Annotated in this window: 16 protein-coding genes; 9 read left to right on the plus strand and 7 right to left on the minus strand. The window is 65.5% G+C overall.

The features are described from left to right. The first annotated feature begins 17 nt into the window (after positions 1–17). The 9 genes from CBB62_13315 (at position 18) to CBB62_13355 (ending at position 8,991) form a co-directional block, all read left to right on the plus strand. Positions 18–620, plus strand: coding sequence for a glycoside hydrolase family 24 (locus CBB62_13315; GenBank protein ID OUT39365.1), 603 nt, complete (start codon positions 18–20; stop codon positions 618–620). Further along, positions 617–2,227 carry a hypothetical protein gene (locus tag CBB62_13320; GenBank protein ID OUT39366.1) on the plus strand — a complete coding sequence of 537 codons (1,611 nt, stop codon included), beginning with the start codon at positions 617–619 and terminating at the stop codon, positions 2,225–2,227. Before CBB62_13315 ends, CBB62_13320 begins: the two co-directional genes overlap by 4 nt. After that, positions 2,217–2,681: a hypothetical protein gene (locus CBB62_13325; GenBank protein OUT39367.1), complete on the plus strand. Its 465-nt coding sequence runs from the start codon at positions 2,217–2,219 to the stop codon at positions 2,679–2,681. The genes CBB62_13320 and CBB62_13325 overlap by 11 nt, the downstream gene beginning before the upstream one ends. 6 nt (positions 2,682–2,687) lie before the next feature. Continuing rightward, positions 2,688–6,191, plus strand: coding sequence for a hypothetical protein (locus CBB62_13330; GenBank protein ID OUT39368.1), 3,504 nt, complete (start codon positions 2,688–2,690; stop codon positions 6,189–6,191). Beyond that, positions 6,191–7,471: a hypothetical protein gene (locus tag CBB62_13335; protein OUT39369.1), complete on the plus strand. Its 1,281-nt coding sequence runs from the start codon at positions 6,191–6,193 to the stop codon at positions 7,469–7,471. Before CBB62_13330 ends, CBB62_13335 begins: the two co-directional genes overlap by 1 nt. 18 nt (positions 7,472–7,489) lie before the next feature. Further along, positions 7,490–7,780, plus strand: a complete 291-nt coding sequence (locus tag CBB62_13340; GenBank protein ID OUT39370.1) for a hypothetical protein — start codon at positions 7,490–7,492, stop codon at positions 7,778–7,780. A gap of 74 nt (positions 7,781–7,854) precedes the next feature. Further along, on the plus strand, positions 7,855–8,529 hold the full coding sequence (locus tag CBB62_13345) for a peptidase M15 (protein ID OUT39371.1): 675 nt from the start codon (positions 7,855–7,857) through the stop codon (positions 8,527–8,529). After that, positions 8,526–8,783 carry a hypothetical protein gene (locus tag CBB62_13350; GenBank protein ID OUT39372.1) on the plus strand — a complete coding sequence of 86 codons (258 nt, stop codon included), beginning with the start codon at positions 8,526–8,528 and terminating at the stop codon, positions 8,781–8,783. Before CBB62_13345 ends, CBB62_13350 begins: the two co-directional genes overlap by 4 nt. After that, on the plus strand, positions 8,692–8,991 hold the full coding sequence (locus tag CBB62_13355) for a hypothetical protein (GenBank protein ID OUT39373.1): 300 nt from the start codon (positions 8,692–8,694) through the stop codon (positions 8,989–8,991). Before CBB62_13350 ends, CBB62_13355 begins: the two co-directional genes overlap by 92 nt. Positions 8,992–9,052: 61 nt before the next feature. Here the strand turns inward: CBB62_13355 and CBB62_13360 are convergent, their stop codons facing one another. The 7 genes from CBB62_13360 to CBB62_13390 form a co-directional block, all read right to left on the minus strand. Then, positions 9,053–9,712, minus strand: a complete 660-nt coding sequence (locus tag CBB62_13360; protein ID OUT39374.1) for a peroxidase — start codon at positions 9,710–9,712, stop codon at positions 9,053–9,055. Between the two features lie 381 nt (positions 9,713–10,093). Beyond that, complete coding sequence (locus tag CBB62_13365) at positions 10,094–11,590, minus strand: hypothetical protein (protein ID OUT39815.1); 1,497 nt, start codon at positions 11,588–11,590, stop codon at positions 10,094–10,096. Between the two features lie 72 nt (positions 11,591–11,662). Continuing rightward, positions 11,663–12,571: an MBL fold metallo-hydrolase gene (locus CBB62_13370; protein ID OUT39816.1), complete on the minus strand. Its 909-nt coding sequence runs from the start codon at positions 12,569–12,571 to the stop codon at positions 11,663–11,665. Positions 12,572–12,773: 202 nt separating this feature from the next. Then, positions 12,774–13,511: a cytochrome C biogenesis protein gene (locus CBB62_13375; protein ID OUT39375.1), complete on the minus strand. Its 738-nt coding sequence runs from the start codon at positions 13,509–13,511 to the stop codon at positions 12,774–12,776. Between the two features lie 21 nt (positions 13,512–13,532). After that, positions 13,533–14,225: a cytochrome-c oxidase gene (locus CBB62_13380; GenBank protein OUT39376.1), complete on the minus strand. Its 693-nt coding sequence runs from the start codon at positions 14,223–14,225 to the stop codon at positions 13,533–13,535. 19 nt (positions 14,226–14,244) lie between these two features. Further along, the gene (locus CBB62_13385) at positions 14,245–14,814 is read right to left on the minus strand and encodes a redoxin (protein ID OUT39377.1); all 570 of its coding nucleotides are present in this window, start codon (positions 14,812–14,814) and stop codon (positions 14,245–14,247) included. Next, positions 14,811–15,413, minus strand: coding sequence for a thiol:disulfide interchange protein (locus CBB62_13390; protein ID OUT39378.1), 603 nt, complete (start codon positions 15,411–15,413; stop codon positions 14,811–14,813). Before CBB62_13390 ends, CBB62_13385 begins: the two co-directional genes overlap by 4 nt. Between the last annotated feature and the right edge of the window lie 165 nt (positions 15,414–15,578).

Genomic DNA, 15,578 nt, shown 5'->3' on the forward strand with positions numbered 1-15,578 from the left:
CTCTGACGGATCGACAGATGAGCGGCTTTCACGAAGTTCAGTTCCCGCCGGACATCTCCTACGGGGCGTCCGGCGGCCCCGGCTACTCGACCACCGTGGTGACGACGGTTTCGGGACACGAGCGGCGCAACGCCAACTGGGCCGCCGCGCGGGGCAAATGGAACGTGGCGCACGGCCTGAAGAAACGCGATCAGGTGGCCGCCCTTATCGCCTTCTTTCGCGCGCGACGGGGGCGGGCCTACGGTTTCCGCTTCAAGGACTGGACTGACTACCAGGCGCTCGCCCAGTTGCTCGGTCAAGGCGACGGCGCGAGCAAGACGTTCCAGCTCGTGAAGACTTACGCGAGCGGCGGCGAGGTCGAGACCCGGGTCATCACCAAGCCCGTTCCCGGAACAGTAAAGATCTACCGCGACGGTGTCGAGGCGTCCTCTGGCTGGAGCGTCAACACGGCGACCGGGCTCGTGACCTTCACCGTCGCCCCCGCATCCGGCGTCCAAGTGACGGCGGACTTCGAGTTCGACGTGCCCGTCCGCTTCGACAGCGATCAGATGGACCTCACGATCGAAACCTATCAGCTCGGCAGTTGGGGCCAGATCCCGGTGCTGGAGATCAGACCATGAAATCGACTTCGGCAGCCCTCGCGGCGCACCTCGCCGGACCGGTGACGACACTCGCCACCTGCTGGCGCATCTCGCGCGTTGACGGCAAGGAGTTCTTCTTCACCGACCACGACCGGGATCTGTCGTTCGAGGGCAACGTCTACAAGGCGAGTTCCGGCTATTCGCGCACGGCCATTGCCAACGATGCGAGCCTGAGCGTCGACAATCTCGACGTCGAGGGCGTCTTCGACAGCGCGTCGATCACCGAGGAAGAGCTGCGCGCGGGTCTCTTCGACCAGGCCGAGGTGCGGATTTTCCTGGTCAACTGGGCGGACCCCGCCATGGGCGCTCTTCGGATGCGCCGCGGCTGGTTCGGCGAGGTCGTTCTGACCGAGCAGGGCATTTTCCGGACCGAACTGCGTGGCATGACCCAAGCGCTGCAGCAACGCGTCGGCGAACTCTACAGCCCCGAATGCCGCGCCGATCTCGGAGATCACCGCTGCAAGGTGCCGGTCAATCCGCCAGAAATCGCCCGGTCGACGGCGTACTCCGTCGGTGACGTGGTGCGCGTGCGCACGACCGGCACGCCGGTCAGCTTCGCACTGCCGATCGTCAACGGCAGCTTCGAGGCGGATGGCGCCGGCGACGGCTCCAGCTTCACGCCCACCGGATGGACGAAGGTGTCCGGCGACTGGGACGTGCACGACGCTGCCAACGGCGGTCTGTCCCCTGCGGTTGGCAGCTTCTATTTGGAAGGCGGAAGCTCGGCATCGGGGGAACTGACCCAGTCGCTCGACCTCCTCGTCGCGGGACTGGATCCTCTGCAGATCGACGGCGACGCCTACCGGCTGGACGCATCGGTGAGCCGGGCGAATTCGTTCCCGGACGATCTGGGGCGGGTCGTCATCGAAGCTCTGGACGGCTCGTCGAACCTGCTCTCAACGCTTCTCGACACGGGCTTCGAGGTGATCCTGCCCGAAGACAGCTGGGTTCAGCGGGGCGTTTGGCAGGCGCAGCTGCTGGTGGGAACCAGGTTTCTCCGCTTCCGGCTCCTGCACCAGCTCGCGGCCGGCAGCCAGTCGAACGCGGCCTTCGACGCCGTCATGGCAACGATCACGGACACGACGGCATCAGTACCAACTTCGGCGGATTTCGAGAACCGCGTCTATCGCTGCGTGACGGCCGGAACGACCGCATCCGAGCCACCGACCTTTGACACCGCCATCGGCGCGCAAACCGCCGATGGCGGTGCGGTGTTCGAGGCCGAGGAAGCCTGGAGCCGGTCGGGCATCGTGACGGCAGTCACCGACCGGGCCGTCTTCAATGCCACGCTCGATGAACCGCGAGCGGTTGATGGCTGGTTTGCTGGCGGTGTGCTGACCTGGGAGACCGGCGCCAATGCCGGTCGCTCCATCGAGGTCAAGGGCTGGATCCAAGGCAGCGGGTGGATCGAGCTGTTCCTGCCATTGGGATACGCGATCGAGCCCGGCGACGCCTTCCGCGTTCATCCCGGCTGCGACAAGCGGCTCGACACCTGCATCGACCGCTTCGCCAACGTCCTGAACTTTCGCGGCGAACCCTACGTGCCGGGCCAGGATGCCATGATGAGCTATCCCGATGCACGCTGACCGCCCACCATCAGCGACCGCCACCGCGATCGGGGATCTGGCCGATGCGATCGTCGCCGAAGCGCGAACATGGCTGGGTGTTCCCTGGCGGCACCAGGGGCGAAGCCGCGCCGGTGTTGATTGCGCGGGGCTCGTGGTCCTTGTCGCGCGGGCGCTCGAACTCGCCGACCACGACAGCACGGCCTATGGGCGCCGCGCGCAGGGACAGGGCTTCGTCGAGCACTTTCGCGGGCACATGGACGGCATTGCTGTCACACAAGCGAAGCCCGGTGACGTCCTCGTCTTCGCTGATCAGGCTTATCCCTGCCATTGCGGCTTTCTGACGGAACGGCTCGGACGGCTGCATCTCCTGCACGCGCACGCCACGCGCAGGCAGGTGATCGAGGAACCCTATGTCGGCGAATGGCCGGCCAAGATCAAGTTCGCATTTCGCTTTCGCTCTCTCGGATCCTGACCTCCCATGGCCATTCTCGTTGCAGTGGGCGGAGCCGCGCTCGGCTCCGCGGTCGGCGTCGGCTGGCAGGCCGGATGGCTCGTCGGCTCGGTGGTCGGCAGCCTCTTGTTCCCGGCCAAGGGGCAGAACGTCACCACCGAAGGCCCCCGACTCGGAGACCTGACCGTTTCCTCGTCCGCCTATGGCGCAGCGATCGCCATCGGCTACGGCACTTTGCGCATGGCCGGCAACATGATCTGGTCCTCCGGCATCCGTGAGCAGCAGAACGTCACCCGGACCCGCTCGGGCGGCAAGGGCGGCGGCGGAGCCACCCAGACCTCGGTCACGTATTCCTACTTCGCGTCCTTCGCCCTCAGCTTCGGCGAAGGGCCGGCCGAGGACGTGCTTCGGATCTGGGCGGACGGCAAACTCATCTACGACAAGACCGGCGCGAGCCCCGACGTTGCTAAACCGGATCTCAAGTTCCGTTTCCATTCCGGGGCGGAGGATCAGCTGGCCGATCCGCTGATCGAAACGCACGTCGGCGCGGGCCGTGCGCCCGCCCATCGGGGTCTTGCCACCATCGTCTTCGAAGACCTCGCGCTTGCGGACTTCGGCAACCGCATCCCGAACATCACGGCCGAGATCACCTACCAGCGGGCGGCGCAGCAGCCTTACCAGCTGCTCGATTTCATCACGACGGGCGAAGGCGGATATTTCGGGACCTACCAGATCGACGACCTGGCAGTCGATTGGCGGCGCGGATACGGCTACTTCCTGGACAGCGACGTCAACGCCGCCGAGGCCGGGATCCGCCGCTTCAGCCTGCGGACCATGAAAGAAGACCGCCAGGCGCGGATGACGGACATCACGGCCGTCGCGCCGAACAACTTCCCGAGCACGCTGTTCTGCGGTGAGGACGGTCACCTCTATGTCGTGACCGGATCGAGCAACTCACGCCCGATCCTGCGCATCGAACCGAACGCCATCAAGGAAGTCGGCCGCTTTGGCTCCACCAGCAGCGGCCTGACCAATTCGACCCTGCGGTTCGTCGCCACGACGTGGATGGGGATGGTCTCCGCTTACGGCCCCTCTGGCCGGGTCGACTTCGTTCTAACCGGATCGCTCTTCGACGATGTCGGACTCATCCGCGCCGACACCATGAGCTATGTCTGGGGCGCCGGGCAGAGCGTCACGGAGCCTCGCGTTCGAGGCGTCATTGGTGGTGCGGTCGGAGAAGGCTTCGGGGATGGCTGGATCCTCGGCAGCGGGACGAGCACGAACCATGAAAGCCTCGGCCTCTATCGCCTGCGGGTCTCTGCGCTTGCAGGGTACGACGGCCTCACCGGCCAATCCCTCGGCGTCACCTTCGAGAAGGTTGCCACCTTCTCGCCATCGGATGTCGAGAGCGGCGCCACTGGCTTCTACGGCAGCGCGGGCGGGCTCACCTACGACACGACCGACGACAGCGTCATCTTTCAGGCGCGCATCTCGAACGGGGGATCACCCGGCGGGATCTATACGCTGAAATGGCGCAGCGACACCGGCATCGTCTGGAAGACGGTCGTTCCGATCCAGATCAACTACGAAGGGCCTTACTACGGTCAGAGCCGGTTGCGCGGGCAGCGTTGGACGCTGATGCGGGCCACGCGCGTCATCCAGCTGGACACCGCCACGGGAGCTCTCGTTCTCAATGAGATCTGGCCGGGCGCCGTCAGCGAAGGCGGCGCTCAGGTCTACGATGCCGTCACCGACACGCATCTGGTTCGCGGCAGCCAGGGCTGGGCGAAACTCTTCCTCAATCGCGGCGGTGGTGGTGGAGAGACTCTCTCCGGCATCGTCTCCGACCTTTGCGCCCGTGCCGGCCTTGGTCTGTCCGATATCGACGTCGCCGATCTCGGGGCGACGGTCCCCGGCTATGTCATCGGGCGACAGACCACCGTGCGGGGCGCGATCGAGCCGCTTGCGCAGGCCTATTTCTTTGATGCTGCGGAAAGCGACGATGCCCTGCGTTTCCGGACACGGGGACGACCACCCGCCGCCACCATCGAAGCGGATCTTCTGCTGCCGCTAGACGAGCGCACGGGCGAGAGCTGGCGTGAGCGTCGCACGCAGGAGGTCGAACTGCCGGAACGGGTCAGCGTCGTCTACATGGACGCGCAAGCCGACTACCAGCAAGGCACGCAGAGCGAAAAGCGCACATCCCTGCCGCTGCCGACCATGCATTCGCGCAACCAGTCCAGCGTGGAGCTGGCCCTTGCGCTTGATGCGACGACGGCCAAGCAGATCGCAGCCAAGACGCTCTACAGCGCCTGGATCGAACGCAGCGCTTACGAGGCAGAATTGCCGGCCGACTGGCTACGCCTCGATCCGACCGATGTCGTGGACGTGGTCTTTGCCTCGGGCTCGACCTTCCGGACCCGCATCACCCGTCTCGATGTCGGGGCCGATTTCTCGCTCGCCGTGAAAGGGGTTTCGGAGGCTGCCGCCACCTACGTCTCCAACGTGGCTGCCGATGGCGGCTCCGGCAAACCGGTCCAAATCGTCGGCAGTCAGGCCGCGACGCGGCTGATCCTGCCGGATCTTCCGCTACTGCGCGACACCGATGACACCGGCGGGCCGGGGTCGCGGATCTACTACTTCATGGGCGGCTTCGGAGGCCCGGGCTGGCCCGGCGCATCTCTCTACCGCAGCGCCGATGGCACGGCGTGGGCACAAGTCGGGCGATCCCTGAGCGAGGCGGCCTGGGGCGCCACGGCGAATGCCCTCGGCACGCCGACATCCCCGTTCGCGACCGATGAGACGAACAGCCTGACGGTGTTTATGACCACCGGCGGCGAACGGCTGGAGAGCGTCACACAGGACTCGATGCTCAGCGGCGCCAACGCGGCCCTCGTCCTCAAGGCCAACGGCGAGCCCGAGATCATCCAGTTCCGCGACGTGACGCTGAACCCGGACGGCTCCTATACCCTGTTCGGGCTTTTGCGCGGCAGACGTGGCACCGACGTCTTCGTGGAGGGGCACGAGGCCGGCGAATTGTTTGTCCTCCTCGACCCCGACGATGTCGAGACCATAGTCACCTCGCTCGGCGATCTCGATCTCCCCCGGTCCTGGAGAGCGGTCGGCTTCGGCACGATCTTCGAGGATGCGGAAACATTGGTCGCCAGCCACACCGGCCGGGACCTCAAGCCCTACGCGCCCTGGAACGTGCAGGCGGCTCTGACCGGCAGTCCGGCCAACATCAGCCTTTCATGGGTGCGACGGACGCGGATCGGCGGCGAGCTGAAGGACGGCACCGGCCTCGTGCCGCTTGGCGAGACCTACGAGGCCTACGAGGTCGACATCCTCTCCGCACCTGGCGGCGCGGTGAAACGGACGCTCACCGCGACGAGCCCAAGCGTCGTCTATGCCAATGCCGACATCCTCGCCGACTTCGGTGCCGTCCCGTCGTCCCTGACCGTCACCGTCTTCCAGATCAGCGCCGTCGCGGGCCGCGGCTTCCCGCGCACCGTCACTTTGGAGATCAACTGATGCCCAGCCCCAATCTGGCCGTGACCCATGTCGCGGCCGCCCAGAACCAGAAAGAGGTCACGATCAACGACGCGGTCGATGCCCTCGACAACGCCATGAACCGGGCCCTGTCGCTGGCGATGGCCGACGCCAACCTGACGCTGACTGGCACCCAAGCCAACCGGAACGGCTTGATCATCCTCACCGGCACTCTGACAGCATCGCGGACCCTGACGCTGCCCGCCAATCACCGGCGGCTCGCGATCCGAAACGCCACCAATGGCGGCCAGGAGGTCCGCGCCAGATTTGCAGGCTCTGGCGCGGAGGTCGTCATCGTTCCGGGCGCGACGGTGCTGGTTCAGGGCAATGGCGGCGATCTCTACGGGGTCGGCGGCGGCGCTGGCGCGCTGGGTGATCTCACCGACGTCTCCATCGCCGGCGCCGCCAATGGCGACGTCCTCCAGTTCGATGGAGCCGCGTGGGGCGCCACAGGCGTCGGCATCTTCAACCGCGCTCTGCTGCCCTTCCGGGGCGCGCTGCTGCGACGCTCGACCAATTTCAGCGTCGCGACGACCGGCGTCTACGTCGCCGTGCCATGGCAAAGCGCCGAGTACGACAGCGACGCATTTTGGGATGCCGGCCAGCCCTCCCGCCTGACCATTCCCGCCGGGGTGACGAAGGTTCGGATCGTCGGCAACATCGAGTGGCAGACCTCGCCGACCAGTCAGCTGGTCGAGGTGCGCAAGAACGGCAACAGCGTGCTGGGCGGCGGGTCCTTCATCGTGCGCGGCGACAGCGGCTACTCCAACCAGATGCGTAACCTGTCGAGCGCGGTCCTTCCGGTATCGGCGGGCGACTGGTTCGAGCTGGCCGTCTATGTCGGCACGGCCGGGGAGCTGCGCGGCCTCGAGCGCACGTGGCTGGCAATCGAGGTCGTCGAGACTGCGGATGCGGCCGATCCCCCGGCCGACATCAGCGGCTACAAGGCCGGGCAGCCGGCAGCGGACGAGGTGATAGCGCGGGTGCCGGTGGCGCGACGCACCCGGCTGAAGATCGATCTTGCCGGAAGCCATGCCAGCGCCGAGTCCGCCGCAACCGCGAGTGCGGATTTCGACATCCGGGTCGATGGCGTGAGCAGCGCCACCATGCGCTTCGCCGCCGCCGCCACGAGCGCCACCTTCATCGCCGCCAGCGAAACCGTGCTGGAGCCCGGCCAGGTGCTCAGCGTAGTCGCGCCATCGACGCCCGACGCCACCCTCGCAGGGATCGGGTTCACGCTGGCCGGAACGCTGGTCCTCTGATCACTCCCGGATTGCGTCATGGACAAGGAACCAGAAAGCGGGGCGTTGATCGCGCTGCCGGCCGCCGAGTTTGAAGCCCTGCTGGAGCGCGCGGCCGAAACAGGGGCGCGGCGCGCCCTGCATGAGGTCGGCCTCGATGGTCAGGATGCCGCCGAGGACATCCGCGATCTTCGCTCATTGCTCGCGGGTTTCCGCCTCGCGAAACAGACGGCCGTCCAGACCGCCGTGCGCCTGATCACCACCGGCGTCCTGCTCGCCCTGATGGCCGGCATCGCCATCAAGCTGAAGCTCTTCGGGCCGACGCCTTAACCCATCCGCCCGCCCCATCAGACCACCGCCCGCCCTCGCCGAGGAGCGGGCTTTTTTGTGCCTGGAGACCTGCGATGACGACCATGACTTACAAACACTGGCGCGACGTGCCCGAGCGCTCATGGCGCTGGAAGAATTTCTCCCCCGCCGAGATCGCCTGCCGGGGCAGCGGCTCCCTGCGGATAAACGAGGAAGCGCTCGACAAGCTCCAGGCGCTGCGCGACCGACTTGGCAAGCCCCTCATCGTCCGTTCGGCCTACCGCAGTCCGGCGCACAACCGGGCCGTCGGCGGCGCGCCACGCTCAAAGCACATGGACGGCACGGCCTTTGACATCACCATGGCGAACCACGATCCGGTGGCTTTCGAGGCTGCCGCCCGAGCCGTTGGCTTCCTCGGCTTTGGCTACTATCCGCGCTCGGGCTTCATGCACATCGATCTCGGCCCGGCTCGGCAATGGGGCGAGCGTTTCCCGGTGCGGGCGACGGCGTTCGCCGCGGAAACGGCGCCCGTGCGGGAGGTCCTGGCAGACAGCCGCACGATGAAGGGCAGCGGCGCAGCAGGCGTGGCGACACTGGGCGCTGCGGGGGTCGAGATCGCGCAGAGCGTCCTGGCTGAGACGCAATCGGCCATTCTGCCCCTTGTGCCGTATCTCGATACGCTCCGCTGGGTGTTCATTGCCGTGGCGCTTTTCGGAATCGCGGTCACGATCTACGCCCGGCTCGACGACTGGAAGCGAGGGCAGCGATGATCGGCGGTTTGCTCGGCTGGTTCCCCGCCAGCCCATGGGGCCGGGCGGCGCTTCGCTACGGCACCGTCGCGCTCACGGTGATCCTGTTCCTGCTCTCACTCCGGCGCTCCGGAGAACGCACGGGCCGCCTCGCCGAACGCCTTGAGACCACGGAGAAGGCCAATGACGTCCAACGCCGGATGCTGGAGGCGGCGGCTCGCCGTCCTCGCGATCGCGATGAGCTGGCTGACCGGCTGCGCAACGGTCGGTTCTGATCCGAGCAAGCGGGCGGTGTGTCCGCCGGTCGTGGAGTACGGCAGGGAGTTTCAGGCGCGCGCGGCCGAAGAGGTGGCGCTTCTGCCGCCGGGCTCGGCGGTGGTCCACATGCTGAGCGACTATGTCGTCCTGCGCACTCAGGCCTCGGCCTGCCGGATTCGACCGACTTCGGTGCTGCCGGGCCGAATCGGAGGTGGCGGCACGTAGGTCGGGACGAAGGCGATCATGCTCACCGCAGACTGCGGCAGCCGACATCAAAGCGATCACATCAGGCGGTCGGGGCCTTGGTCTTGCGCAGATAGGGCAGGACTTGCTCGAATTCGCCGAAGCGCTGCCGGGCGTCCTCGTCGGAGATGGCGGGCGTGATGATCACGTCCTCGCCCTGCTTCCACTGCGCCGGGGTCGCAACCTGGTGCTTCGCGGTGAGCCGGATCGAGTCGAGCGCCCGCAGGATCTCGTCGAAATTGCGACCCGTGGTCATCGGATAGGTCAGAATCAGCTTGATCTTCTTGTCCGGCCCGATGACGAACACGTTGCGCACGGTGGCATTCTGCGCGGGCGTCCGCCCCTCCGACGCGCCAGTCTCCTCGGCGGGGAGCATGTCGTAGAGCTTGGCGATCTTCATCTCGGGGTCGCCGATCATCGGATAGTCGACCTTATGGCCCGAGACCTTCTCGATGTCGGCTTTCCATCTCCGGTGATCCTCGACCGGGTCGACCGAGATCCCGATCATCTTGGCGCTGCGCTTCGCGAACTCCTCCTTCAGCCCGGCCATGTAGCCGAGCTCGGTCGTACAGACGGGCGTGAAGTCCTTCGGATGACTGAACAGCACGGCGTAGCCGTCGCCGATCCAGTCGTGAAAGCGGATCTCGCCCTCGGTCGTGTCGGCCGCGAAATCGGGAGCGGTGTCGTTGATGCGAAGACTCATGGCTCGGGGCTCCTTTCCCTAGACCTCCAGATGGAGGGCCACCATATATCATCGGCCGATGATATGTCGAGGCGGACTGAGGGCAATCTGCGGCGCCAGTCTCATCCTGTCGGGCTGCGGCTGCACAATTGTCGACAGCTGAGACCTCGCTCGCGGCAGTCACAGGGTGGCGTTACGTCGCGGTGCCTCACCCGATCCTGCCCAGGACCGGGAAGGTATCGAGCAGCCAATAGGCGAAGCGCGACTATTTGGCATCACCCGGAGCATCCACTTGCGACTCCATATAGACGGCGCCGTAGCCGCCAGAACTGACGGAGAGCGGTCAGATCGTCGGAACCCGATGCTGCCCCGCCCGATGACGAATGCAGCTTCCTTTGTCCGTCATGACACTGTGAATTGTCCCATCATACCCGCATCTTCGTGCTCGAGAATGTGGCAGTGAAACATGTACGGCGTCGCTTCGTCTGCCTTGCGGTTAAACGTGACGAGTATTTCCGCTTCGCCATTGACGTGTACCACGTCCTTTGCTCCGGAGGCTTCGGGCGATACGGGATTGCCGTTGTGAGAAAGGACGCGGAACGACGCACCGTGCAGGTGGAACGGGTGGGCCATCCAGTCGGTCACCACGCGCCAGATTTCCGGTTCACCGAGACGGGCGCGCAGATCGATGCGGTCCGGATCCATGGATCGGCCGTTGATCCCCATCATGCCCATGCCTCCACCCATCCACATGTCACGGCCGCCGCGTCTGTCCGACATGCCCATGCGCCCCTCCCTCCGCATCCCGCGCATGCCCATACCACCTGCATGCATGTCGAGAGTGAACGTCCGCCGCGTCTCATCACCTGTCGGCCCCGCCAGGCTTGGGGCTCCTTGGATGCGTTCCGGTAGCTTCGTCACAGCGGAGGGTGGCCTACCGTCGACCTCGAAGCGCATGATTTCAAACCGCCCCTCGCGATCGATGGCATCTGGTTCTGGCAGTCTCATGCCCATCATGCCACCCATCATACGATCTCTCGAACGTCTGCCACGCCCGGATACGAGCCGTGTCGCCGCTCCGTCGGCGAAGTCGACCACGATCTCTGCCCGTTCGGCCGGTGCGAGCTCGACTTCGCTCATGGTCATCGGGATGGGCAGGAACCCCGCATCGGAGGCGATGCGATAGAAGCGACGGCCGTCTTCGAACGCGAAACGGTAGGTGCGTGCGTTTGAGGCGTTCAGAATTCGCAACCGTACCAGCCCCGCCGGCACACTTGCGCGTGGCCGGATCGCTCCGTTCACGAGAATCTGGTCGCCTCGGTATCCATGCATGAGCGAAGGACCACGCGGGGCGTAGAGCAGTGAGCCATCCTTGGCGAAGAGGCGGTCCTGCACGATAAGAGGCAGATCATCGACGCCATGCGTCGATGGCAGGCGGGTTTCAGCCTCTGGATCGATGATCTGAAGCATCCCGGCGAGGCCGAAATAGACGTGCGGTCCCGTGCGGCCATGGATGTGGGAGTGGTACCAAAGCGTCGCACCTGGCTGATCGACGTCCAAGATAGGGCGCCAGGTCTCGCCCGGAGAAAAGGCCGTCTGCGGACCGCCATCGTATCGCCCCTCGACATGCAGCCCGTGCCAATGAGCGGTGATCGGCTCATCGATATCGTTCGTCACCTCCGGTCGCACGCTGGTGCCGCGTCGAAGTCTGAGAACCGGACCGAGATAGTCACTTTCGAAACCGACCGTCGGCGTTTCGCGCCCTGACAGGAAGCTCGAGCGCCCCGTTCGTGCCCTGAGCGAGAAGCGCTCGCCATCCCCCACTTCGACCAGCGACGGAACAGGCAGATCGCGCCCACCTTCGGCTGCAAAGGCGCGCCCGATTACGGGTGGTGTCATGGACACGGCCAGCGCGGCGGCCGAAGTTCGAAGGAATTCGCGTCGGGTTGACTTGGTCACGGTTCGACTCCATCAGAACTTGTTGGCGGGGATCTTGAAGTAACTGTTGCCATCCACCTCGGGCTCAGGGAGCGCGCCGCCGCGCAAGTTGACCTGGAGGGCGTGCAGCATGCGCTCGGGCAGGCCGAGCGTGGCGTCGCGCTCTTCGCGCGTGGCGACGAAGTCCGCCTTCGTCGTTCCCTTCTTCACGTGCTTGTTCGAGGCCAGGTGCTCGCCCACCGTCGCCTCCCACATCGGCTCGTCGCGCCCGTCCGCGCCGTAATCGTGTCCGATGAAGACACGAGTTCCGTCCGGCAGTGCGAGGATCGCCTGGATCGAGTCCCAGAGTTCGGCCGCACTGCCACCGGGAAAGTCGGCGCGGGACGAGCCCACGTCCGGGTACATCAGCGTGTCGTGCGCGAAGACTGCGTCGCCCACGACATAGGTGATCGAGCCCAGCGTATGGCCGGGTGAGAGCATGACGCGAAAGGACAGCGAGCCGACCTCGAACGTGTCGCCGTTCGCGAAGAGCGCGTCGAAGTGGCGCTCGGTCTGGAAGGCGCCCGGCTCATGATAGTAGTCGCGCCAGAGTTTGGCGATCTCGCGTACCTTCTCTCCGATCGCGTTGGGCTTGCCGGTGCGCTGCTTGAGCCAGTGGGACGCCATGAGGTGATCGGCGTGCGGGTGCGTGTCGAGAATCCGCGTCAGCGTCAGCCCGTTCTCCTCGATCAGCGCCAGGATGCGTTCGGCGCTTTCGGTGGAGGTTCGCGCGGCGGCGGGGTCGAAGTTCAACACCGTGTCGATGACGACGGCGGCCTTGGTCTCCGGGCAGGCGACGACGTACTGGATCGAGCCCGTGGCGGCCTCGTACACGCCCCATACGTCCGGGCTGCCGCGCCCGGTGGAGGGGGAGTGGCGGGTCAGGTGCTGATAATCGGGCATGGTCGGTCGCTCCACTGGCTCTTGGCTCCTTTGCCTAGACCTCCAGATGGAGGCGATCATATATCATCGACTGATGATATGTCGAGGCGGACTGAGGGCAATCTGCGGCGCCAGTCCCATCCTGTCGGGCTGCGGCTGCACAATTGTCGACAGCTGAGACCTCGCTCGCGGCAGCCACGGGGTGGCGCTACGTGGCGGTGCCTCACCCGATCCTGCCCAGGACCGGGAAGGTATCGAGCAGCCAATAGGCGAAGCGCGACAGTTGTCCTGTCATCATGGCCAGCCCCATGATGACCATGACGCCGCCAGCCCCCTTGTAGAGAAGGCGCCCGGCGTGCCCGACTTCCTTGAGGCGCACCGCGATTACATCGGTGAAGAGCGCCGCCAGCAGGAAAGGCACCCCGAGCCCGGCGGAGTAGATCGAAAGAAGCCAGATTCCGCCGGACATCTGCGCTGAGCTGGCGCTCACCGTCAGAATGGCGCCAAGGATCGGGCCGATGCAGGGAGTCCAGCCGAAGGCGAAGGCGAGCCCAAGCAGATAAGCCCCGAGCGGGCGTCCGCCCGGGACGTCCAAGCTGAATCGGGTGTCGCGGAAGAACAGGCCGACGCGAAACACGCCGAGCATGAACAGCCCGAAGAGGATGACGACCGCGCCGCCCACCAGGTTGAGCTCGTAGCGATATGTGAGGAGCAGGTGGCCGAGCATGCTGGCGCCCGCGCCGAGCAGCACGAAAACCGTCGAGAACCCGAGCACGAAACAGAGGCTGAGCCCTGCGGCCGGCAGGCGGGCCACAACATTGGCGCGTCGCGCCGTTGCCAGATCTTGGCCGGCGATATACGAGACATAGCCCGGTACGAGCGGCAGAACGCAGGGCGAGAGAAAAGAGATGGCGCCGGCAAGGAAAGCGGCGAACACACCGATGCCGGATATTTCAAGCATGCTGATGGCGATCCCAATCGTTCAGTTGAAGAAGTCCGTCAAGCGGCCCCAGAATCCGGGTCCGCTACTGGTGTGCCGCTTGGCGAAGTCGTTCGTGAGGGCGTTCACGAACAGCACCATGTTCGTCGGGTCGAACCCAAGCCCGTAGAAGTTCGCCCGCCAGCGGCCCGTCATGTCAATGATATGTGTGACGGCACCGTGGATCCGTGTTCCGGCTTCCGCCGAGCTGAAGCCCTGGTCGAATGCCTCAACAAGCTTACGCGTGGCGTTGTCCGGCTGGTCCGGCGCGGTGGTCAGAAACGTCCAGTTGGCGGGATCGAGCCCATGCGCAGGTCCATAGGCGCGCATCACGTCGGGCGTGTCGTTCGCCGGATCGGTAGTGATCGTCACGAACTCGACCAGACCCTTCATCGGCGTTTGATTAACCATTTCCTGCACAGCCGCGAGCTTCTCCGCCTGCAGCGGGCACATGTCGGGACAGCTGGCATAGACGAAGTTCAGCACCACAACTTTCCCGCGGAAGTCCCCTGGGCTGTAGATCCGGCCGTCGGCATCGCTCAACCTGAAATCCGGCGGCTGCATATCGAAGGCCTGGAAGTATCTTTCCTTGCCACCGAGCAGCTCGCTCAGCTCGGCTGTTGAATGGGCAAGAACGGGTGTGGCGACGAGGGCGACTGCGAGTGCCAACACGGTACGGCGGGTCAGGCGACTCACTTCTTCCTCCTATTGATGGTCATTCCGACAAGGCGGACTGTTCCGCCTCCGCGGGTATGGCCCTCTTGCCGCCCCGGGCCGCCAAACCCCGCAGGAAATCGACCATTTCCGGTTCGTCCCACTCGGCCGGGCCGATGAGGCGCCCAAGCTCACGGCCTTCCTCATCGATCAGCAGGGTAGCAGGTAGCCCGAGCACGCCAAGTTTCGATGAGGCGCGGCCGGTTTCGTCGATGTAAAGCCCAAGATGTTCGACGCCGGTCTGCTCGAAGAAGGTGCGCACCGCCCCCGGCCCGGCGCGGTCGATCGAGAGTGCGACCACCTCGAAACCGTCGCCGCCGAGTTCGGCCTGAAGCGCATCGAGCGTCGGCATCTCCTCGACGCAGGGCGGGCACCAAGTCGCCCAGACATTCAGGAGCACGGTGCGGCCGCGGAAATCCTCAAGCGTGACCTCGCGCCCTTGCCCGTCGGCAAAGCCGATCTCGGGCACCTCGCGCGGCGTCTCGTGCAGCACAAAGTTTTGCGGCGGATCCGCCAGGGCACTGCTCCAATATGTTGCGAGGACCAGGGCGGCGCTGAGAAGGTGTTTCATCCGGGGTTCCTTTTTTCCTTGGCAGCTGCCTGAAGCTCCCGGACGAGCGGCAGGATTTTTCGGTCGAGATCGGACTGGGTCACCGGACCGATATGCTTGTAGGCAATGGTCCCGTCGGCCCCGACGACGAAGGTCTCCGGCACGCCGTAGACGCCCCAGTCGATCGCGACGCGGCCGTCGATATCGGCCCCGGTCCGGGTGTAGGGGTCGCCGAGCGTATCCAGCCACTCCGCCGCATCCGCCGGCTGGTCCTTGTAGTTGAGCCCGTGGATCGGCACAGCGCCGCTTTGCTCGAGAGCCATGAAATTTGGGTGCTCTTCGCGGCAGGCGACGCACCAGGAGGCGAAGACGTTGACCAGCGAGACCTCGCCGTAGAGGTCGCCGTCCGAAAGGCCCAGGGATCGCCCCTTTACCGGCGGCAGGTCGAACTCCGGCACTTCGCGGCCGATCATGGTGGACGGCAGGTCGTCGGTGCTGTTCGAGAGGCCCCAATAGAAGACGGAGCCGAGCAGTAGGGCTACGGAAAGGGGTATGGCGAAGATCCAGCCGCGCGGCTGCGCGCTGGAGCTCCCGCCCCGCGTGCGCTCGGTCCCGGTCATCGCCCAACCTCGTCGGCACGGCTCCGTACTGCCTGGAACTCCCGCTCTGGCCGTGTGCTCTTGACGTGGTCGAGGATCGTGCGGATCCGGTCGTGCCAGAGCTCCCCTTCAAAGCCCCGCATGTCGCTTCCGTATCCTCTCTCGGTTCGTGCGAGCATCATCATT

The organism is Micavibrio sp. TMED2 (genome assembly GCA_002168225.1).
Taxonomy (GTDB): Bacteria; Pseudomonadota; Alphaproteobacteria; order TMED2; family TMED2; genus TMED2.